Genomic DNA, 20,116 nt, shown 5'->3' with positions numbered 1-20,116 from the left:
TACTTTCATAAAATTAAAAAAAAGAGTAATATAAATAAATATAGAATATTCACTGAGGGTTGTCTGGGGAGATAAAGCGGACAACCCCGTTACAGGAGGTAAAACATGGGAGATAGAATGACCCCGATGCCATTTGGGCAGTTAGTGGACTGGATCGTAAAAGAACAAGAAAAGAATGATACTGTTTTTGGTGTCTACAGACCTTATAAAGCAGACGAGAAAAACAACCGCAAAATATTCGGACGTAATTTGGAGACACCTATGGGACCGGCAGCCGGCCCTCATACCCAGCTTACACAGAATATTGTAGCTTCCTACTATGCCGGAAGCCGTTTCTTTGAATTAAAGACTGTTCAGCTCTTAGACGGAGAAGATCTGCCTGTAAGCAAACCATGTATTAAGGCAGATGACGAGTGCTATAACTGTGAGTGGTCTACAGAACTTTATGTTCCACAGGCTCAGGACGAATACATCAAGGCATGGATCCTGCTTCACATCATTGCCAAAGAATACGGCCTTGGAGCAATGGATGGCTTCCAGTTCAACATGAGCGTTGGATATGATCTTGAAGGAATTAAATCCCCGAAGGTGAACTCCTTTATCGATAACATGAAGGAAGCAAAAGATACAGAGATGTTTAAGGATTGCATAAAATATCTTTTCGATCATTTAGATCAGTTTAAGAACGTGACCAGGGAAGATATCGAGAGCATTCCTTCCGAAATCTGCAATTCCGTAACCCTTTCCACTCTTCACGGATGTCCTCCTCAGGAGATTCAGAGAATTGCTACTTACCTGATCGAGGAAAAGGGACTGAATACCTTCATTAAGTGCAACCCTACTCTTCTTGGATATGAATTTGCCAGAAAGACCATGGATGATATGGGATATGATTATGTATCATTTGGCGATTTCCACTTCCTTGATGACTTACAGTACGAGGATGCAATTCCCATGTTAAAGACTCTTATGGCTTTGGCTGGGAAAAAGAACTTAGAATTCGGTGTTAAGATTACCAATACCTTCCCGGTTGATGTAAAAAATAAAGAGCTTCCAAGCGAAGAGATGTATATGTCCGGAAAGTCTTTATATCCTCTTTCCATTACTCTGGCAGCCAGACTGGCAAAGGAATTTGACGGAAAGTTAAGAATTTCCTTCTCAGGCGGTGCAGATTACCACAACATCAAGGCAATAGTAGATGCAGGAATCTGGCCTGTAACCGTGGCAACCACTCTTTTAAAGCCAGGCGGCTATCAGAGACTTTACCAGATCGCAGAGAAGTTAGAAGGCGGCCAGGTGGAGTTTGCAGGAGTTGATCCGGAAAAGACTGCGAAGCTGGCAGCAGATTCAATTCATGATCCTCATCACAAAAAGGCAGTAAAACCACTTCCTATCAGGAAGATGCCTAAGAGCGTTCCCCTTATTGACTGTTATGTGGCTCCATGTAAGGAAGGCTGCCCCATTCATCAGGATATCACCACCTATTTACAGCTTTCCGGTGCAGGCAAATATGAGGATGCGATGAAGGTAATCGCAGAGAAGAATCCGCTTCCATTCATAACAGGGACCATCTGTGCCCATAACTGTATGAGCAAGTGTAACAGGAACTATTATGAAGATCCGGTAAATATCCGCGGAGTTAAGCTGGTCTGTGCAGAAGGCGGCTATGATGCCTTCATGAAGGAACTCAAAGCAGGCGAACTGAAGGGCAAAAAGACAGCAGTAGTAGGCGGCGGCCCGGCTGGTCTTGCAGCAGCTTATTTCCTGACAAAGAACGGAATGCCTGCAACTATCTTTGAAAAGAGCGGCAGCTTAGGAGGCGTGGTAAAACATGTGATCCCTGGATTCCGTATTCCGGATGAGGCGATTGACAAGGATGCAGCCCTGTCTCTGGCATATGGCGCTGAAGTAAGATTCAATGCTGAAGTGACAGATTTAGAAGCCTTAAAGAAGGAAGGATTTGATTATATTATCCTTGCAACAGGCGCGTCAAAACCAGGCGTGTTAAAGCTTGAAGCAGGAGAGACCATAAATGCTTTAGATTTCCTGGCTCAGTTTAAGGAGACCGACGGAAAATTAAACATCGGTAAAAATGTAGTAGTCATCGGCGGCGGCAATACTGCCATGGATACAGCCAGAGCGGTAAAGAGAACAGACGGCGTGGAACACTCCTACCTTGTTTACCGTAGAACCAAGCGCTATATGCCTGCAGATGAGGAAGAATTAGAGATGGCACTGGAAGACGGCGTGGAATTCAAGGAACTGCTGTCTCCGGTAGAGCTTAAAAACGGTAAACTCCTCTGCAAAGTGATGAAGCTTGGTGATACCGATGCTACCGGCAGAAGAGGTATTGTAGAAACAGAAGAAACTGTAGAGATTCCTGCAGATACAGTAATCGCTGCAGTAGGCGAGCAGGTTCCCGCAGAATTCTATGAAGCAAACGGCATTAACGTAAGCAACCGCGGCAAAGTCCTTGTAAACGAGGAAACGTTAGAAACCAGCGCTGCAGGAGTTTATGTGGTAGGCGACGGACTCTTTGGACCGGCTACAGTAGTAGAGGCTATGAGAGATGCACGTGTGGCTGCAGAAGCGATTTTAGGCAAGAAGGCTGCGGTGGACTTTGATGACACCGTAGATAACTTAGATAAGATTTATGACAAGCGCGGTATCCTTGAAGGAACAAAGGATTATAAGGTAGAAGATGCAAGATGCCTTGGCTGCTCCAACGTTTGCGAAAACTGTGCTGAGGTCTGTCCAAACCGTGCAAACCTGGCGCTGAATATTCCAGGCCTGTCCATGCACCAGATTGTCCATGTGGACTATATGTGCAATGAGTGCGGAAACTGTAAGAGCTTCTGTCCATATGACAGTGCTCCTTACCTGGATAAGTTTACCTTATTCGCCAATGAAGCTGACATGGAAAACAGCAAAAATGAGGGCTTTGTTGTATTAGATAAAGAAGCAGCAGCCTGCAAAGTACGTTACCTTGGCAATATTCTCAATTGGAAAGCCGGTGAAAAGGACAGCGTGATTCCGGAAGGACTTAGAAAAGTTATGGAAACTGTCTGCAGTGACTATGACTATATCTTAGGATAAAAAAAGTCCCGAAAGAAGCAAAAAGAATATGTAGTTGTATTGGTAATGAATCGGCGCAGTCGGAGAATGAGTTTCTCCCTGCGCCTTTCAAGCTTTGAAAATGACTGCAGCCAATACAAAAAATGAAAAGCAGGCCAAAAGAATGGCCGATACAGCTGAAAGAAAGGATGTAGATATTTTATGAAGACGCTATTAAAGGGTGGAACTGTAGTATCAGGAAGCGGCATAATCCAGGCGGATGTCCTTATGGATGAGGGAAAGATCCAGGCAGTGGAAGCAGGTATCCAGGCTGAAGAAGCGGAGGTTATTGATGTAACGGGAAAGCTTTTGTTCCCGGGCTTCATCGATGCACATACGCATTTTGATCTTCATGTGGCAGGTACCGTTACGGCAGATAATTTTGAAACGGGAACAAAGGCAGCTTTGTCAGGCGGAACTACGATGATCATTGATTTTGCCACCCAGTATCAGGGAGAGACCCTGGAAAAGGCGCTGGAAAACTGGCATAAGAAAGCAGATGGAAACGCATCCTGTGATTATGGTTTTCACCTGGCGATCTCCGACTGGAACCCTTCTATCAGCAAGGAACTGGAAGAAATTGTTGCAGGCGGCGTAACCTCCTTTAAGCTATACATGACTTATGATGAGATGTACTTAAATGATAAGAAAATCTATCAGGTACTGAAGCGGCTGAAGGAAGTCGGCGGAATTGCCGGTATCCATTGTGAAAATATGGGACTCATAGAAGCACTGGTGGAAGAAGAGAAAGCAAAAGGCAATTTGTCCGTCAGCTCCCATAAAAAAACCAGACCGGCTGCAGTAGAGGCAGAAGCCATTGGCAGGCTGTTAAAAATCGCAGGTCTTGCAGATGCTCCGGTGATCATTGTCCACCTAAGTTCCGGTGAAGGTTATCAGGAAGTAAAATATGCAAGGGAACGGGGCCAGGAGATTTATCTGGAGACTTGTCCCCAGTACCTGCTTCTTGATGAGAGTGTTTATGACCTTCCCGGTTTTGAGGGAAGCAAGTATGTGATTTCTCCTACCATTAAGAAAGAAAAGGACAGCACCAGACTGTGGAATGCCCTTCTTAAGAATCATATCCAGACTATTGCAACAGATCACTGCAGCTTCACCACCAGCCAGAAGGCGGTGGGAAAAGAAGATTTTATAAAGATTCCTAACGGAATGCCGGGAGTGGAATCCCGTCCTGTCCTCATCTACAGCTTCGGTGTGCTGGAACATAACTTAAAACTGGAGCAGATGTGCAGTGTGCTGTCAGAGAATCCGGCAAAGCTTTACGGTGTTTATCCCCAGAAAGGGGCCATTGCTCCCGGAAGCGATGGGGATATCGTCGTGTGGGATCCGGAAGTCCAGTGGACGATGTCTGTAGAAAACCAGGTGGCAAATGTGGATTATTGTCCTTTTGAAGGAACCTCTGTCAAGGGAAAAGCTGAGCTTGTATTCTTAAATGGCCGCCTGGCTGCAAAAGACGGTCAGGTGGTATTGGAGAAAACCGGCTCTTATGTTCCCAGAAAGAGACGTATGGAGCTGTATTAATGGGATTAAAGAAAGTCTATACCTTAAATGCCTGTGGAGAAAAGACGGCCGTGGTAAAAAGAGATTCCCTGTGGGAAGCCCTGGGATTTCCTCTTAAGGATCATATGGTCATTTGCTTAACCGGCGGAGGCGGTAAGACGACCACCATGTTTTCCCTGGCCGATGAACTGGCGGCCAGGGGAAAACGGGTGATAGTCACCACCAGTACCCATATCTTCTATCCTGAGGACCGGGAAGTAGTGCTGGCGGACCGGGCTGAAACCGTAAAAGATTACTTAAAAGACAGGAAAGAATGGTATTCCGGCCATACAGGCCAGGTTCTGGTAACAGGGCAGACTGCACTTCATGGAAAATTAAAAGGCATGGATCTCCTGGAAATGGAGCAGCTTTCAGGCCTTTCCGATGTGCTTCTTGTAGAGGCAGACGGAGCAAAACGTCTGCCTCTGAAGATCCCAAGGGAAGGGGAACCTGTTCTTTTAAAAGGGACCCATGGGGTGATTGGCTGCGCCGGTCTGGATGCCATTGGTAGCCCATGGGAAGAGACATGCTTCCGGTGGGAACTTGCGGAGGCCGTATTTGGCTGGAAGACGGAAAAAGAGCTAATTATGCCGGCCCAGGCAGCCAGAATTCTTGTAAGCAGCCAGGGAACCAGAAAGGGAGCGGAATCCATGGAATACCGGATTTTGTTAAATAAAGCTGATAATGAAAACAGGCTGTCCGATGGGGTCCGTGTCATGGAGTGCCTGGGAGAAGAATGGGCCGGGCGCTGTGTGATGACCAGTTTCTTTACATCGTAGAAAAGGATTGAAATGGAAGAAATAAAAAAAGAGGAAAGAAAGCTTAAGTATCATTTAAAGCTCCGCGTTTACTATGAAGAGCGCAACTTCGGTCCTGGAGTGGCAGCTTTAATGAAGCTTGTAAGGGAGAGGGGGTCCCTTTCGGCTGCCTGCCAGGAACTGCATATGGCATATTCGAAAGCGTGGAAGATTATTAACAAAGCAGAAGAGGATCTGGGACTTTCATTGATGGAAGGAAGAAGAGGTGGGGAAAATGGGGGAACCACCGTTTTAACCGATGAGGGTGAAAAATTCTTAAACCTGTATCTGGCTTTTGCAAAGGAAGCAGAAGCTGCAGTGGAAGAATTATTTTACAAATATTTTCCCGGATGATATAATGAACGGATATGAAAAAAATTCTGCAAAGATGGATATTCTTACTTGAGAATAACATTAATTTTCTAAGCTCAGCCGCGCTGCGCCTGCGCTAATAAGTAAATTATGCCAAGAACGAAAGGAGAGGGAAGATGAAGGAAATCAAGACAGTAGATGCGGTAGGACAGGTTCTCTGCCATGATATGACTCAGATCATACCTGGAGTTATAAAAGATGCAAGATTCAGAAAAGGGCATGTGGTGACAGAGGAGGATATTCCGGTGCTGCTGTCTATGGGAAAAGAACATATTTATGTTTGGGAAAAGGATGATTCCCTTTACCATGAAAATGAAGCTGCTGAAATCCTGTGCAGCCTTTGCCTGGGTGACCATATGGACCGCAGTGAGGTAAAGGAAGGTAAAATTGAATTGAAATCAACCGTCCGGGGCTTATTAAAGATAGATACCGGACTTTTAGATAAAATAAACAGCTTAGGGAATATGATGATTGCTTCCAGACATCCTAACACTCCCGTGGAGCCTGGGGACAAGCTGTGCGGGACAAGGATCATTCCCCTTGTCATTGATAAGGAAAAGATGGAAGAGGCCAGAGAAGTTTGCGCGGGTAAAAAGATCTTTGCCGTGCTGCCCTACCTGGATAAAAAGGTGGGAATCGTAACCACAGGAAGCGAAGTATACCATGGCAGAATAAAGGATTCCTTTGGACCTGTATTAAAAGCAAAGGTGGAAGAACTGGGCGGCCAGATTCTTGGTCAGACAATCACCGATGATAAGCCGGAGCATACGACGGATGCAATTTTTGACCTTATCCGTCAGGGGGCTGACATGGTGCTTGTTAGCGGAGGCATGAGCGTTGACCCGGATGACAAGACTCCGCTTGCTATCCGTAACACAGGTGCAGAGGTGATATCCTACGGCGCTCCGGTGCTTCCGGGAGCCATGTTCTTACTTTCCTACTACAGGCAGGATGGGAAAAATATTCCCATAGCCGGACTTCCCGGATGTGTCATGTATTCCAAGAGGACCGTATTTGATCTGGTGCTCCCAAGGCTCATGGCGGATGATCCGGTAACAAAGGAAGACCTTGATAAGCTGGGAAAAGGAGGGCTCTGTCTCTCCTGCGACGTATGCTATTATCCAAACTGCGGCTTCGGAAAGGGCTGGTAAAGCACTACAGAAGGAAAGGTTGAACGAAAATATGAATGGACTGACACATTTTGATGAACAGGGAAATGCCCGCATGGTAGATGTTGGAGAAAAGGCGGAGACAGACCGGATTGCCGTTGCCCATGGGTTTATTACGGTCAATCATGAGGTTTTTGAAGCCATTTCCCTTGGTACCGCGAAAAAGGGCGATGTTCTGGGAGTGGCCAGGGTGGCTGGTATCATGGGAGCGAAAAGAACTTCTGAACTGATCCCTTTGTGTCATGGACTGATGCTTACAAAATGCGCGGTGGACTTTGTACTTCATGAGGAGCGGCTTTCTGTAGAGGCGTTTTGTACGGTGAAAACCCAGGGAAAGACGGGCGTGGAGATGGAAGCTCTGACAGGGGTGAACATAGCGCTGCTCACCATATATGATATGTGTAAAGCCATGGACCGGGGGATGATGATCAGTGATATCTGCCTTTTGAAAAAGGATGGCGGGAAAAGCGGACTTTATGAAAAGTACTCAGGCGGCAGGGGGAGCGGATTATGAAAGACAGCTGCAACAGAACCATTGATTATATACGGATATCTGTTACAGACCGGTGCAATTTAAGGTGTCTCTACTGCATGCCGGAGGAGGGGATAGCCCCTCTTCGTCATGAGGACATCCTCACCTATCAGGAAATCGTAAGAATCTGTGAGGCCGGCGCCCGCCTTGGAATCCGTAAGGTAAAGGTAACCGGTGGGGAGCCTTTGGTGAGAAAGGGCATAGAAGTCCTGATCAAAGAATTGGCGGAAATCCCGGGAATTGAAGATGTGACCATGACCACCAATGGCTGCCTGTTAAAGGAAAAGTCAGCAGAGCTAAAAGCTGCGGGCTTATCAAGTGTCAATGTAAGCCTGGATACTCTGGATCCCCGGCGGTTTGCCAGGATCACAAGAAGAGACTGTTTTGAATCCGTTATGGAAGGAATTGACAGCGCATTGGCAGCAGGGCTCAAGGTAAAAATAAACTGTGCGGTCATGGAGGACTTAACAAAGGAAGAGGTACTGGCCTTTGCACGTTTTTCCATGGAACGCAGGATCCCGGTCCGTTTTATCGAAATGATGCCCATTGGTCAGGGGAAAAATTACAAAGCACTGGAAAATGATGACTTGGCAGGGATTCTGTCAGAGGCCTTTGGAGAGCTTAAGGAAAGCCGCGAGGTGAAAGGCAACGGTCCTGCCGTTTATTATACTTGGGGAGATGAAACCGGTTTTATCGGTTTTATCAGTGCTGTCAGTCACAAATTCTGCCATAACTGCAACCGGGTAAGACTGACATCTGACGGATTTTTAAAGCTCTGCCTGGACAGTCCCGCAGGAGTGGATTTAAAAGGGCCTTTACGGGAAGGAATTTCTGATGACGGTCTTTTCGATTTAATGAATGAAAGTATCCGGAACAAACCGGAGAGCCATCATTTTGAGGAAGACCAGGGAGAAACAGGCCTAAACATGAACCAGATAGGAGGATAAGCAGATGGGAAAGGTAATGGCTGTCTGTATCAGTGAAAAAAAGGGAACCCAGAAAACCAGAGTGGATGAAGGGCATTTTATAGAAGAATTCGGGATAGAAGGGGATGCTCATGCAGGCAAATGGCACCGGCAGGTAAGCCTGTTATCCTTTGATACCATAGAGGACTTTAAGGCCAGAGGCGCAGAGATCGGAAACGGAGCCTTTGGGGAAAATGTCATTGTCCAGGGAATTGACCTCATTCATCTTCCTGTCGGCACCAGGTTATCGTGCGGGGATATCCTTTTGGAGGTGACACAGATAGGAAAGGAATGTCACAGCCATTGTGAGATATACAAGAAAATGGGAGAATGCATCATGCCGACAAACGGAATCTTTACAAGGGTTCTCCATGGAGGACTCATGAAGGAAGGGGATGAAATCACAGTATGTACCGAGCTGGAATCGTAACCTTAAGTGATAAAGGGGCTGCCGGAGAACGGGAAGATGTAAGCGGCGCAGTCATAAGAGAGATATTGGAGAATGCAGGCTTTGAAGTGGTCAGCTATAAGCTCCTTGCCGATGAAGGAGAGGACTTAAAAGAGGAACTCATGCGCTTAAGCGATGAGGTGGAATGCGATCTGGTTCTGACCACCGGTGGGACCGGCTTTTCTCCCAGGGATGTGACCCCGGAGGCCACTCTTGCTGTTGCGGACCGCAATGCACCGGGAATTGCCGAGGCCATACGGGCTTACAGCATGACTGTGACCAAGCGGGCCATGTTAAGCAGGGGCGCCAGCGTCATCCGGGGATCGACCCTTATCATCAACCTTCCGGGAAGTCCTAAGGCGGTGAGAGAGAGTCTGGAATATATTCTGGATACTCTTTTCCATGGTCTGGAAATCCTGTCGGGCAGGGGCGGAGAATGCGCCAGAAAATAAACCAAAAGATCAGGAGATAATAATGAAGGTACTAATAAAAGGAGCCGGTGATCTGGCATCAGGCATTGGATGCCGGCTGCAGCGCTGCGGCTTTGAACTGGTTATGACGGATATCGCCGTTCCCACCACAGTGCGGCGGACGGTGGCCTTTTCAAGGGCAGTCTATGAGGGAAAGGCAATGGTGGAGGATGTCACCGGAGTATTATGTCACAGCCTGGAGGAAATCCATGAGGCCATAGCAGGGGATCAGGTTGCGGTTGTGGTCGATGAGGAATGCAAAATCCGGGAAACCTGGAAGCCGGATGTAGTGGTAGATGCTATTATTGCCAAAAAGAATCTTGGAACCAGGATAACGGACGCAGATGTGGTAGTAGGTGTTGGCCCCGGGTTTACGGCAGGACTTGACTGCCATGTGGTGGTGGAGACAAAAAGAGGCCATAACCTGGGCCGCTGTATCTGGGAAGGAAGCGCGTTTCCCAACACGGGAGTTCCAGGAATGATCGGCGGTTATGATAAAGAACGGATTATCCGTGCAACGGCGGACGGAACCTTTAAAGGCCAGGTCATGATCGGCGATCTGGTAGAAGAAGGCGGCCTGGTGGGCTATTCAGGCGATGCTCCCATATATGCACAGGTGGGAGGCGTTGTCAGAGGGCTGCTTCAGGATGGTGTAACAGTGACAAAGGGAATGAAGTCAGGTGATGTTGATCCCAGGGGAAACGCCCAAAACTGCTACACGATCTCAGACAAGGCGTCCTCCATCGGAGGGGGCGTCCTGGAGGCGATTTTAAGCATGAAGAAGAAAAAAGGGGCGGCGGATAAAACAGAAAAGTAATAAAAAGAGGAGGTTTGATGGCATGAAACTGGCACTAATCCTTCTGGCAGCAGGTGACAGCCGCAGATTTAACGGCAATAAGCTGCTTCATGAATTCAAGGGGAAACCCATGTACCAATACATTTTAGAGGAAGTGGAAAAGCTTCCGGACGGCATCTTTGACAGGAAAGTGGTTGTTACCCAGTACCAGGAAATCATGGAATGCTTGAACAATTATGGCTATGAGATAGTGGTAAACGAGGAAAGCAGCCTCGGTATCTCCCATTCCATTCATCTGGCGCTGGAAGTGCTTAAAAATGAAGAAACAGATTATTGCTTTGCGGTCTGCGACCAGCCATATTTAAAGGCGGCTACCATAAGAGATCTGGTGAATGGCTGGAAAAACAGCGGAAAGGGAATCGGATGTCTGTGTAACATGGGTGCTTTGGGAAACCCGGCCATCTTTTCCAGAAACTATTTAAAGGAGCTTCTGAAATTAGAGGGAGATGTGGGAGGAAAGCGGGTTATCCGGAGACATATTGAAGATTTGTACCTTCACGAGGTACCGGATGGCCTGGAACTGGTGGATATTGATGTGCGGAAAAATTCCGAATCCTGATCTTCAGATAAATTTGTTATATAATATGAGAATATAATGAACAAATATTAAAAGTATGGAGGTATTAACATGTTAAAACCAGTTGATCTAAAACAAGTAACCATGGATCCATTTACAATGATAGGAAAAGAGTGGATGCTGATATCCGCCGGCAGTGAGGAAAAGTATAATATGATGACAGCCAGCTGGGGAGGGCTTGGAATCATGTGGAATAAGAGCGTATCCACCATTGTGCTCCGTCCCCAGAGATATACCCTGGAATTTATTGACCAGAACGAGTATTACGCCCTTAGCTTTTTCGGTGATAATTGCAGATCCGCTTTAAATTACTGCGGCGCCCATTCCGGACGTGACGTGGATAAGGAGAAAGAGACTGGACTTACTCCTGTTTTTGATGCAGAGGCGCCTTATTTTTCAGAAGCAAGACTGGTCCTTATCTGCCGCAAGCTTTATAAGCAGAGGATCGATCCCAATGGTTTTTTTGATCAAACCATTGATAAGCAAAATTATCCGCAAAAAGATTACCATGATACGATCATAGGAGAAATTGTAAAAGTATTAAAGACAGATGAATAGGCTGATTTGGTAAATAAAATACTGTTAAAGCTATAAAAAGGAGGGTGCCGCTTGCCCTTCTTTTTTTGTTATGCCTGGTCATTATTAAGATGAAAAAAGTAGTAAAATGTTTCTTATGGTATTAAAATAGTGTATAATACCATTTGAAGGGGGAGTAGTATGATTAAATGGTTAATGGGCAAAATGGGTGATTTTAAGCGAAAAAGAGATCCTTTAAAACAGGAAAGAATTAAAATCTGCTTCATGTATTTGATTTTTGGTTTTGTCTGGGTTTATTTTTCCGACAGAATAGTGAACCGGCTCGTTTACAATCCTTCAGTAAAGATGGTGATTCATACTTATAAGGGAATGGTGTATGTTTTGTTTACCGCCTCGGTTCTCTACTTTTTAATTTCCAATCTTTTAAGGAAGGTGGAACAGGCTGACCAAAAGTTAAGGGTAAGCGAAGAGAAATATAAGGCTGTCATAAACGAGATGCAGTTAGGCATGGCATTGTATGAGGGGGCCTCCGGCGAAGATATATTTAAGTACAGGCTGGTGGACTCTAATCACAGCTATGAGATACTGACCGGATTAAAGAAAGAAGAGATAATAGGAAAATATTTTTTCGAAATACATGAAGATGTGTTGCCGGAAAACTTGGAAAAGCTGATCCGGACCATTAAAACAGGAGAATCAACCAGCTACGAACGGTTTCAGAAGAATACATATTATTACTACCAGGTCCTGGTGTCCCGCCCAAAGGAAAACCAGGTGGCCATTATCTTAAATGACATTACCAAAAGCAAGCAGGCGGAGGAACGGCTGCATTATTTAAGCTATCATGATCAGCTGACTGGATTATACAACCGGAGATTTTTTGAAGAACAGCTGCTGCGGTTGAATTCCCGGAGCTATTATCCGTTAATTATTACCATGGCTGATATCAATGGGTTAAAGCTTATGAACGATTCCTTTGGACACACAGCGGGAGATATCTATATTCAAAAAGTGGCCGAAGTATTAAGAGAGGGCTTCAGGGAAAAAGACATCATAAGCCGTCTGGGAGGCGATGAATTCATCATACTGTCTCCCAATACCGATATCGTGGAAATTAAAGAATTGATCGGCAGGATCAATGAACGGACAAAACATGAAGCCGTTAATAAGATCACTCTTTCCGTTTCCTTTGGATACAGTGTAAAATACAGGGAGGAAGAATCCATATTAGAAGTGCTCAGAAAAGCTGAGGATTATATGTATAAGAAAAAGCTGCTGGTAAGTACGGGAATAAGGGGAAAGACCATATATACGGTTATGGCGGCCCTTCATGAGAAAAATCCGAGGGAAGAACAGCATTCCTTCCGCGTATCAGAGTTGTGTGAAAAGATGGGGACAGCCCTCGGACTGCAGGAAGATGAAGTTAAAGAGTTAAAGACAGTTGGATTGCTCCATGATATCGGCAAGGTGGCAATTGAAGAAGGGATATTGAATAAAAATGGAAAACTGGTGGAACAGGAGTGGGCAGAAATTAAAAAGCACCCGGAAATCGGATACCGCATTTTAAGCTCGGTCAATGAGCTGTCAGAGATGGCGGATTACGTTCTGGCACATCATGAACGGTGGGATGGAAATGGCTATCCAAAGGGGCTTAAGGGGAATGAAATACCGGTCCAGTCCAGGATCATTGCCATTGCAGATGCATACGATGCCATGATCAGTGAAAGAAGCTACCGCCAGGCATTACCCAAGGAATATGCGATCAGTGAGCTGATTAAGGGAGCCGGTACGCAGTTTTGCAGGGAATATGTCCATGTATTTATCGATAAGGTCGTTTATGACGTAAAAGTCAGCGTTTAGAATAAAGAGAATTTTAAGAAGGCTCGTCCCGGAAATGGACGGGCCATTTTCTGTTTAGTTCCATAAAATATAAAACATACTTTTTCTGACTATGTTTCCTGATATTTGGAAACCCTATGTTTAGAATCAGCAATGATGAAAGAAAGGGACGAGATCCATCATGGAGATGAAAGATCTTAATAAAATCATAAAAACCAGAATGGCCAGATTAAGACATGCGTTTTTTCAGGGCTGGTATTTTAAACATCAGAATGCAGATACGGTCTTAGCCTTTATACCCGGCCATAGTGCAGACGAAAAGGGAGTGAAGCACCCGTTTTTGCAGATCATATGGAATGAAAACTCTTATTCTCTGGACTTTGAAGAGGAAGATTATCTGGTTGACAGAAAGAGAAAAAGGATCATTCTTGGAAATAATATCTTTTCTCTGACCGGCGTTAAGGTGGATATCCAGTCAAAGGATATTTCTATTCAGGGAATGATCCGTTACGGCTCCTTAAGTCCCATCGAATATACCATCATGGGTCCCTTCCAATGGATCCCCTTTATGGAATGCAGGCATGAGATCATCAGCATGTCCCACTCACTGAAAGGAAGCCTTACCGTCAATGGAAAGGTCCTGGATTTTGACGGGGAAAAGGGATATATAGAGGGAGACAGGGGCAGATCCTTTCCAAGGGATTATTTATGGCTTCAATGCAACCGGTTTTCACAGGAGGCATCAGTCATGGTTTCCATTGCCCACATTCCTTTTATCGGACACAGCTTTCAGGGCTGTATCTGTGTCATCCAGTATAAAGGACAGGAATACCGCCTTGCCACCTATCTGGGAGTTAAAGTGGTATGCAAAAGGGAAACTGCGGTCATATTAAAGCAGGGCCAATACACATTTAAAATATTTTTAACGAACCGGAACAGGATAAAGAAACCAGGGTTTTCCCACAGGCTTTTGGCTCCGGATCTGGGAAAGATGGTGCGCTTTATAAAAGAGGAGCATTTATTGCTGGCAAGGTTTTTGCTGTATAAAGAGGAGGAACTGATATTTGATTTAACAAGTGACCATGTAAGCTTCGAGTATGTTGATAGATAATTTCTATAAGTACGGCTTATTTATAGAGTTTATGAATTGGACGTAAGCCTTAAATCTTAATAGAATATAAGTATCAATAAACATGCAGGAGGATACAAGAGATGAATGTGAAACAGGCGGTTAGTGTGAAGAAAATCGGAGATGATGCGGAAGCTCTGTTTCGGGGGGGATTTTTTTGCTCGGAGGCAGTCGTAAGTTCCATGAGATCTAACTTTGAGCTGGATTTACCGGAGGAAATCATAGCTATGGCTTCCGGCTTTCCTGTTGGAATCGGACGCTCCAAGTGTCTGTGCGGGGCGGTTTCCGGCGGAGTGATGGCTCTTGGCATATTCTTTGGACGGACAAAGCAGGGAGATTCAAAGGTGGAAAAGAACTTAGAAGTGTCAAAAGAGCTTCACGACTGGTTTAAGGAAAGCAACGGGAAGAATGCACTATGCTGCCGGATCCTGACCAAAGAGTTTGATATGGGACAAGGAGAGCACAAGGAACAGTGCATCCGTTTCACTGGTATGGTAGCTAAAAAAGTGGCTGAGATCGTGGTGCGGGAATACGGCCTTACAAATACCGATGAGACAGAGTCTGCGGAGGAATGTCATGATTAAAAAGGTTCCCATTCCCATGGCAGGGCTTTCCCTTGGGTTTGCGGCCCTGGGAAATCTCCTTCAAAGCTATTCAGAATCCATCCGCCTGGTATGCGGAAGCCTCTCCGCTGTATTGGCGATTTTATTTTTGTGTAAATGTGTGTTTCATTTTGATATGGTAAAAGAGGATATGAAAAATCCGGTGATGGCAAGCGTATCAGGGACCTTTTCCATGGCAGTAATCCTGTTATCTGCTTATGCAAAGCCCTTTATTGGAGGCAGTGCAGTCTATATCTGGTATTTTGGAATTGCTCTGCACGTTCTGCTCATGTTGTATTTTACGGCACGTTTTCTTTACAAGCTGAATATGAAAACCGTATTTGCCAGCTATTACATCGTTTATGTTGGAATTGTGACAGCCAGTGTGACGGCTCCGGCATTTGGTCGCACAAAGCTAGGAACCGGCATTTTCTGGTTTGGCCTGATCTGGTGCTTCATTTTACTGGCTCTTGTGACGGCTCGGTATGTAAAATACAAAGAAATTGCAGAACCGGCAAGGCCGCTGTTTTGCATCTATACGGCTCCGGTGAGCCTGTGCCTGGCTGGATATCTTCAGTCTGTAGAAGCCAAATCCGTGGCAATGGTTTTCTTTCTCATGGTATTGGCAGGAATATTATATATAACTGTGCTGGTTTATCTGCCAAGGTTTCTTGCGCTGCCTTTCTATCCAAGCTATGCTGCCTTTACATTCCCGGTGGTGATCAGTGCCATTGCAATGAAGATGTCAACAGCGTTTCTGGCAAAAATGGGATATGCCTTAGGAATTTTACCTGTCATAGTGCTTGCTGAAACCGTGATTGCAGTCTGTCTGGTGTTTTATGTATTCATTCGTTATATGAAGTTTTTATTTAACAGATAAGCAGCTAATGTTATTGACATTTGATTCTTGTCTCCATGATATATTACATACAAATAGAAATTGCAAAGGTATGGAAAGGAGAAGATAATATGTCTGAATTATGTAATGAAAAGCATACTTATGGAAATTTAATCAATGGCAGGTGGGTGGAATCCGCATCAGGGAATGTCATTACCATAACATCCCCTGCAGACGGTTCTTTTATCGGTGAGATACAGGCAGTCAGCAGAGAAGAGGTCGATGAGGTCATCCGTTATTCCAAAGAAGGTCTTTCTTTGTGGGCCGGTGTTCCGATATTTGTAAAGGCACAGATCCTGTACAATGCTGCAGAGCTTTTGGAGGAAAGGTCGGAAGAGATAGCTGATATTCTGATGATGGAGATTGCAAAAGACAGGAAATCTTCCGTATCAGAAGTGAAGCGGACCGCAGATTTTCTCCGTTTTACGGCAGATGCAGGAAAAAGTCTGGAAGGAATCGCAGTAAGCGGGGAGAATTTTCCAGGTGGTTCCCGAAATAAAATATCCTATGTTAGAAGGGTTCCGCTAGGTACCGTATTAGCCATATCACCCTTTAATTACCCCATTAATCTATCCGCCTCCAAGATTGCACCGGCGCTGATGGGGGGCAATACGGTAATATTAAAACCGGCGACCCAGGGGGCCATCAGCGCCCTTCATCTTGTAAAAGCATTGCAGGATGCCGGACTGCCGGGGGGAGTACTGCAGACAGTTACCGGAAAAGGCAGTGAGATCGGTGACTATATCGTAACCCATGAAAATATTAATTTTATAAATTTTACAGGAAGTACGGAGGTAGGCAGGCATTTATCCAAGATATCCTGCATGACCCCTCTGTTGCTGGAACTTGGCGGCAAGGATGCGGCTCTTGTACTGGAAGATGCCGATTTAAAATATGCGGCAAGTAATATTGTAGAAGGTGCATTTTCTTATTCCGGCCAGCGCTGTACTGCGGTGAAGCGTATTATCACCACAGATAAGGTAGCGGATCAGCTGGTAGATATGCTGAAAACAGGAATTGAAAAACTATCGGTGGGAGATCCCAGGGATAATGTGGTGGTCACTCCTCTGATCGATCAGAAATCTGCTGATTTTGCAGAATTCTTGATTCAGGATGCCATTGCAAAAGGTGCAGAACTTATTGTTGGAAATAAGAGAGAAGGAAATTTAGTCTATCCTACATTACTGGATAAAGTAACCGTGGATATGGAGATTGCATGGAAAGAACCGTTTTCACCCATTCTTCCTATTATCCGGGTTAAAGATATGGATGAAGCGGTAGAGATTGCTAACCGCTCAGAATATGGCTTACAATCTTCCGTATTTACCAAAGATATTAATAAAGCCTTTCGTATTGCTGAAAAGTTAGAAGTGGGAACTGTTCAGATTAACAACAAAACAGAAAGAGGCCCGGATCACTTCCCATTTTTGGGAGTAAAAGCTTCCGGTATGGGAACCCAGGGAGTAAAGTATTCCATAGAAGCAATGACAAGGCCAAAAGCAATCACCATTAATTTAACAGAATAACTGGAATCAGGCTGTCAGTCAGGCAGATGAAATAGTGTGAAACCCGCCCCCATGTATGGGGCGGGTTTTTTGCAATATAGCTTTAGACGGTTGGGAGCGGAAAGCCTATTGCAGAAATCTCAAATTTTGCAATTCTATTGTTTGCGTTGGTCAGCATGGGGGAAATCAATGTGATAAAAAGAGGGGAAAACCGCTTCATCACAGGAGTGTAGTTCCATTCATCCTTTAGTTTCGCATAAGGGCACATGATTTCAAGCTCTTTGGATTCCTTCACGCCCCACCGGAACACAGCGCTGGTTTTTTTAAGCGTATCGTGCTTTTTCTGATTTCTAAGCGTAAATGACGACAGCAGTTCGATAAGAAGTGTACAGCCCGGAAAGGCATCGCGTATCATACCCATCAGAACTTTGATTTCATCCTCTGAAAAATACATGATCAGACCTTCCATAATGATGAGCACTTTGCCATCCTGGGCAATTTCATTGATCCAACTATTTTCCAGTGCGGAACAGGAGATCATTGTTTCCCGCTGCGTAACGGGTAAAAGCTGTGCTCTTAGATCCGCAATTGGTTGAAAATCAATATTATACCAATGGATTCTTCCATTGTCCACTCGATGAAACCGTGTGTCCAGTCCACAGCCTAAATTGATACAGGTACAATGAGGGTGTCTTTTGATAAATGCTTTTACTTCCCGGTCCAAAATGATTGTTCTGGCGGCGCAGCCCCATAAGCTCATTTTGCCTTTGTCAAATTTTGAAAAGTCATAGTCCAGTTTTTCCGTCATTTCTATCGCATACCGGTCAAAAAAGAACGGATTAGCTTTTTTGCTCTCGATTGCCCTGGCATACATGGGAATGAGCATGGTTTCCGGTACGCCTGATAATTGAACACGTAGTTTCATTGGGATACTCTCCACCTTTCAAGTTAGATACTAAATTGATTAGTTAGTAATGACTAACTAAAATATACCATATACTGCATATGAAAACAAGAGCGTAATTTGCCAGAGAAAATTTGAAGGACGCTTGAACGAAGAGAAAGCCAGCATCTTTATGTGCTGGCTGGTAACAGCGGTTTATATCTCAGAGCAAACAACGTCTTTTAGGCGTGGTTTAATTTTGTGACAATCGGAAGAAAGTAAGGTTGTATGGCTAAATTATGGTGAAAAAGTAATTCCTGCCAGTTCTTTGCTTATAAGAGGGAAGAAAGAGGGGAAGATAAGGACAGGACGGTTTTGGGGAGTAATGCGATGAATTTTATCTTTCTTTTAATGGCCTGGCTGCCAATCTTAATTGGAGCTTTGGGAATTGCTTTAATTTTTTATTATTTCTATCAATGGATGAAAGGCTTTCGGATAATAAAATACCGATTGGCAGGTGAAATCTGCCTATTGGCGGTACTCGTGTACTTTTTGGTATTCTTCATTTTCTGGTTCATGGGGCTGGGCCTGGCTTCTGGTTAAGCGGAGGAGGCAGGCCTTGCCTTTCTACAATTTATGAGAATTATAAAATACCTTTAATTCCTCTTTCCTCTCCTGAGGCAGGAGTAATTTTTTTATTCCCTGAATGGCCCCTTCCAGAGCATACAGACGATGGATGCAGGCGGAAGAGTCCATGGCCTGGATCTTCAGCCAGGCCTTTTCTGTGCCTGTTGCCTTTAATTCTTCATAAGTAAAGATTCCGGTTTCATTTAGCTGCCGTTCTACTTCTTTTCCGATATTAGGAAGGTTAGATAATTCTCCCATTGTACTCCTCCTTTTGTTTGCTTGTTTTTTTTCATTATAACTCACAGAAAAAGGGGAGTAAAGGAGTTCCATGAGTGATGTTCATGAGTTTTTCCCACTGTCCCGATGCTTCCTGGGTGTTATATGAAATTCTCTTTTAAACAAACGGTCAAAATAGCTGGTACTCTCAAATCCGGTATGCTCCGCAATGTCTGTTATGGAGTGGTCCGTTTGAAGGAGCAGTTTCCATGCCTGCTGAAGCCGGTATTTATTCAAGTATTCTATGGGCGATAAAGGAACGGAGCAATGAAAGCAGCGGAGGGCTTCCCGCTTGCTTACCCCAACGGATGCGGCGATTTCTTTCAGTGTAATCTTTTTCCAGTAGTTTTCTTCAATAAAACAGGTCATGCCTTTAAACCGGGCCTGAGAAATCCTGCTTACCCCCGTATTTTCCATGGTCGCAAATTCCAGCCTGTGTTCAAACAAGCTGTTCCAAACCATGCAGATGATGATATGGGCCTCCAGCTCCCAGGAAGGACCTGGATTTTCACATATGTCATATAGTCTTGAAAGAGAAGAAAGAACATCTTTTTGCCAGGAGTTACTTCTTTTCAGGACAATATGGGAAATACCCGAAGTGAGAAAAGGAAGCATGTATTTATCATAAATAGAACTGTTTTCAGGAGCAATAAAATCAGATGCAAACAAAACGTTGGGGATAACTGCGGTCCCGGCTGAAAGAAAACGGTGAATGACTCCGGAATTGATGAAAATCCCATCCCCAGCTTCCAATATGTAATTGATGTTGCCGATGGAACACTGAAGGATTCCTTCTTTTACAGACACCAGTTCAAATTCCCTGTGCCAGTGCCAGTCAATGCACTTGTTATCGAATTTTCCTACATCTTCATAATAATATTGAAATGGAAAGGTGGAGGAGCCGTGGGAGACAAGCTCCATCATGGATTCGTCGGTGAGTATTTTCGTGCTTTGCATAGAGCG

General features: G+C 44.8%; 20 protein-coding genes. 17 read left to right on the top strand and 3 right to left on the bottom strand.

The annotated features are described in order from the left end of the window. Positions 1–105: 105 nt before the first annotated feature. The 17 genes from ygfK to BMW45_RS00545 all read left to right on the top strand — a co-directional run bounded on the left by ygfK (position 106) and on the right by BMW45_RS00545 (position 17,388). The gene (ygfK, locus tag BMW45_RS00625; RefSeq protein ID WP_092240108.1) at positions 106–3,096 is read left to right on the top strand and encodes a putative selenate reductase subunit YgfK; all 2,991 of its coding nucleotides are present in this window, start codon (positions 106–108) and stop codon (positions 3,094–3,096) included. Positions 3,097–3,276: 180 nt separating this feature from the next. Continuing rightward, positions 3,277–4,653, top strand: a complete 1,377-nt coding sequence (gene hydA / locus BMW45_RS00620; RefSeq protein ID WP_092240107.1) for a dihydropyrimidinase — start codon at positions 3,277–3,279, stop codon at positions 4,651–4,653. Next, entirely contained in the window at positions 4,653–5,450 is a 798-nt protein-coding gene (yqeC, locus tag BMW45_RS00615) for a selenium cofactor biosynthesis protein YqeC (protein WP_092240106.1), read from the top strand. The genes hydA and yqeC overlap by 1 nt, the downstream gene beginning before the upstream one ends. A gap of 12 nt (positions 5,451–5,462) precedes the next feature. Next, positions 5,463–5,822, top strand: coding sequence for a winged helix-turn-helix domain-containing protein (locus tag BMW45_RS00610; protein ID WP_092240105.1), 360 nt, complete (start codon positions 5,463–5,465; stop codon positions 5,820–5,822). Between the two features lie 134 nt (positions 5,823–5,956). After that, positions 5,957–6,991, top strand: coding sequence for a molybdopterin-binding protein (locus BMW45_RS00605; protein WP_092240104.1), 1,035 nt, complete (start codon positions 5,957–5,959; stop codon positions 6,989–6,991). Positions 6,992–7,022: 31 nt separating this feature from the next. Further along, positions 7,023–7,523, top strand: coding sequence for a cyclic pyranopterin monophosphate synthase MoaC (gene moaC, locus BMW45_RS00600; protein WP_092240103.1), 501 nt, complete (start codon positions 7,023–7,025; stop codon positions 7,521–7,523). After that, positions 7,520–8,488 carry a GTP 3',8-cyclase MoaA gene (gene moaA, locus BMW45_RS00595; RefSeq protein ID WP_092240102.1) on the top strand — a complete coding sequence of 323 codons (969 nt, stop codon included), beginning with the start codon at positions 7,520–7,522 and terminating at the stop codon, positions 8,486–8,488. The genes moaC and moaA overlap by 4 nt, the downstream gene beginning before the upstream one ends. Positions 8,489–8,492: 4 nt before the next feature. Continuing rightward, complete coding sequence (locus tag BMW45_RS00590; protein WP_092240101.1) at positions 8,493–8,936, top strand: MOSC domain-containing protein; 444 nt, start codon at positions 8,493–8,495, stop codon at positions 8,934–8,936. Further along, entirely contained in the window at positions 8,915–9,406 is a 492-nt protein-coding gene (locus BMW45_RS00585; protein ID WP_092240100.1) for a MogA/MoaB family molybdenum cofactor biosynthesis protein, read from the top strand. The genes BMW45_RS00590 and BMW45_RS00585 overlap by 22 nt, the downstream gene beginning before the upstream one ends. A gap of 22 nt (positions 9,407–9,428) precedes the next feature. Then, complete coding sequence (gene yqeB, locus BMW45_RS00580; RefSeq protein WP_092240099.1) at positions 9,429–10,241, top strand: selenium-dependent molybdenum cofactor biosynthesis protein YqeB; 813 nt, start codon at positions 9,429–9,431, stop codon at positions 10,239–10,241. Between the two features lie 22 nt (positions 10,242–10,263). Further along, entirely contained in the window at positions 10,264–10,839 is a 576-nt protein-coding gene (locus BMW45_RS00575; protein WP_092240098.1) for a nucleotidyltransferase family protein, read from the top strand. Between the two features lie 69 nt (positions 10,840–10,908). Continuing rightward, on the top strand, positions 10,909–11,415 hold the full coding sequence (locus tag BMW45_RS00570; protein ID WP_092240097.1) for a flavin reductase family protein: 507 nt from the start codon (positions 10,909–10,911) through the stop codon (positions 11,413–11,415). Between the two features lie 159 nt (positions 11,416–11,574). Then, positions 11,575–13,254, top strand: a complete 1,680-nt coding sequence (locus BMW45_RS00565; RefSeq protein WP_092240096.1) for an HD domain-containing phosphohydrolase — start codon at positions 11,575–11,577, stop codon at positions 13,252–13,254. A 160-nt stretch (positions 13,255–13,414) separates the two neighbouring features. Continuing rightward, positions 13,415–14,344: a tocopherol cyclase family protein gene (locus BMW45_RS00560; RefSeq protein ID WP_092240095.1), complete on the top strand. Its 930-nt coding sequence runs from the start codon at positions 13,415–13,417 to the stop codon at positions 14,342–14,344. Positions 14,345–14,445: 101 nt separating this feature from the next. Then, positions 14,446–14,946: a C-GCAxxG-C-C family protein gene (locus tag BMW45_RS00555; protein ID WP_092240094.1), complete on the top strand. Its 501-nt coding sequence runs from the start codon at positions 14,446–14,448 to the stop codon at positions 14,944–14,946. Then, complete coding sequence (locus BMW45_RS00550; protein WP_092240093.1) at positions 14,939–15,844, top strand: TDT family transporter; 906 nt, start codon at positions 14,939–14,941, stop codon at positions 15,842–15,844. The genes BMW45_RS00555 and BMW45_RS00550 overlap by 8 nt, the downstream gene beginning before the upstream one ends. 89 nt (positions 15,845–15,933) lie before the next feature. Then, positions 15,934–17,388: an NADP-dependent glyceraldehyde-3-phosphate dehydrogenase gene (locus BMW45_RS00545; protein ID WP_092240092.1), complete on the top strand. Its 1,455-nt coding sequence runs from the start codon at positions 15,934–15,936 to the stop codon at positions 17,386–17,388. 82 nt (positions 17,389–17,470) lie between these two features. Here the strand turns inward: BMW45_RS00545 and BMW45_RS00540 are convergent, their stop codons facing one another. The 3 genes from BMW45_RS00540 to BMW45_RS00525 form a co-directional block, all read right to left on the bottom strand. Further along, complete coding sequence (locus tag BMW45_RS00540; protein WP_092240091.1) at positions 17,471–18,292, bottom strand: class I SAM-dependent methyltransferase; 822 nt, start codon at positions 18,290–18,292, stop codon at positions 17,471–17,473. Between the two features lie 585 nt (positions 18,293–18,877). Further along, positions 18,878–19,135, bottom strand: a complete 258-nt coding sequence (locus BMW45_RS00530) for a TfoX/Sxy family protein (protein WP_092240089.1) — start codon at positions 19,133–19,135, stop codon at positions 18,878–18,880. A gap of 81 nt (positions 19,136–19,216) precedes the next feature. Beyond that, a complete protein-coding gene (locus BMW45_RS00525; protein ID WP_092240088.1) occupies positions 19,217–20,110 on the bottom strand; it encodes an AraC family transcriptional regulator in 894 nt (297 codons plus the stop codon). Positions 20,111–20,116: the final 6 nt, after the last annotated feature.

It is taken from the genome of Lacrimispora sphenoides, from assembly GCF_900105215.1.
GTDB lineage: Bacteria > Bacillota > Clostridia > Lachnospirales > Lachnospiraceae > Lacrimispora > Lacrimispora sphenoides_A.
The sequence above is the reverse complement of the archived record's forward strand: the minus strand, read 5'-3'. Positions and strand labels throughout refer to the sequence as shown.

What these genes read in the sequence shown, in the direction of transcription:
- yqeB (WP_092240099.1), top strand. Translation starts at nt 9,429, where the DNA reads ATGAAGGTACTAATAAAAGGAGCCGGTGATCTGGCATCAGGCATTGGA.
- BMW45_RS00610 (WP_092240105.1), top strand. Translation starts at nt 5,463, where the DNA reads ATGGAAGAAATAAAAAAAGAGGAAAGAAAGCTTAAGTATCATTTAAAG.
- BMW45_RS00530 (WP_092240089.1), bottom strand. Translation starts at nt 19,135, where the DNA reads ATGGGAGAATTATCTAACCTTCCTAATATCGGAAAAGAAGTAGAACGG.
- moaC (WP_092240103.1), top strand. Translation starts at nt 7,023, where the DNA reads ATGAATGGACTGACACATTTTGATGAACAGGGAAATGCCCGCATGGTA.
- moaA (WP_092240102.1), top strand. Translation starts at nt 7,520, where the DNA reads ATGAAAGACAGCTGCAACAGAACCATTGATTATATACGGATATCTGTT.
- BMW45_RS00560 (WP_092240095.1), top strand. Translation starts at nt 13,415, where the DNA reads ATGGAGATGAAAGATCTTAATAAAATCATAAAAACCAGAATGGCCAGA.
- BMW45_RS00540 (WP_092240091.1), bottom strand. Translation starts at nt 18,292, where the DNA reads ATGAAACTACGTGTTCAATTATCAGGCGTACCGGAAACCATGCTCATT.
- BMW45_RS00590 (WP_092240101.1), top strand. Translation starts at nt 8,493, where the DNA reads ATGGGAAAGGTAATGGCTGTCTGTATCAGTGAAAAAAAGGGAACCCAG.
- ygfK (WP_092240108.1), top strand. Translation starts at nt 106, where the DNA reads ATGGGAGATAGAATGACCCCGATGCCATTTGGGCAGTTAGTGGACTGG.
- BMW45_RS00545 (WP_092240092.1), top strand. Translation starts at nt 15,934, where the DNA reads ATGTCTGAATTATGTAATGAAAAGCATACTTATGGAAATTTAATCAAT.
- BMW45_RS00605 (WP_092240104.1), top strand. Translation starts at nt 5,957, where the DNA reads ATGAAGGAAATCAAGACAGTAGATGCGGTAGGACAGGTTCTCTGCCAT.
- BMW45_RS00585 (WP_092240100.1), top strand. Translation starts at nt 8,915, where the DNA reads ATGTACCGAGCTGGAATCGTAACCTTAAGTGATAAAGGGGCTGCCGGA.
- BMW45_RS00525 (WP_092240088.1), bottom strand. Translation starts at nt 20,110, where the DNA reads ATGCAAAGCACGAAAATACTCACCGACGAATCCATGATGGAGCTTGTC.
- yqeC (WP_092240106.1), top strand. Translation starts at nt 4,653, where the DNA reads ATGGGATTAAAGAAAGTCTATACCTTAAATGCCTGTGGAGAAAAGACG.
- BMW45_RS00550 (WP_092240093.1), top strand. Translation starts at nt 14,939, where the DNA reads ATGATTAAAAAGGTTCCCATTCCCATGGCAGGGCTTTCCCTTGGGTTT.
- BMW45_RS00570 (WP_092240097.1), top strand. Translation starts at nt 10,909, where the DNA reads ATGTTAAAACCAGTTGATCTAAAACAAGTAACCATGGATCCATTTACA.
- BMW45_RS00575 (WP_092240098.1), top strand. Translation starts at nt 10,264, where the DNA reads ATGAAACTGGCACTAATCCTTCTGGCAGCAGGTGACAGCCGCAGATTT.
- BMW45_RS00555 (WP_092240094.1), top strand. Translation starts at nt 14,446, where the DNA reads ATGAATGTGAAACAGGCGGTTAGTGTGAAGAAAATCGGAGATGATGCG.
- hydA (WP_092240107.1), top strand. Translation starts at nt 3,277, where the DNA reads ATGAAGACGCTATTAAAGGGTGGAACTGTAGTATCAGGAAGCGGCATA.
- BMW45_RS00565 (WP_092240096.1), top strand. Translation starts at nt 11,575, where the DNA reads ATGATTAAATGGTTAATGGGCAAAATGGGTGATTTTAAGCGAAAAAGA.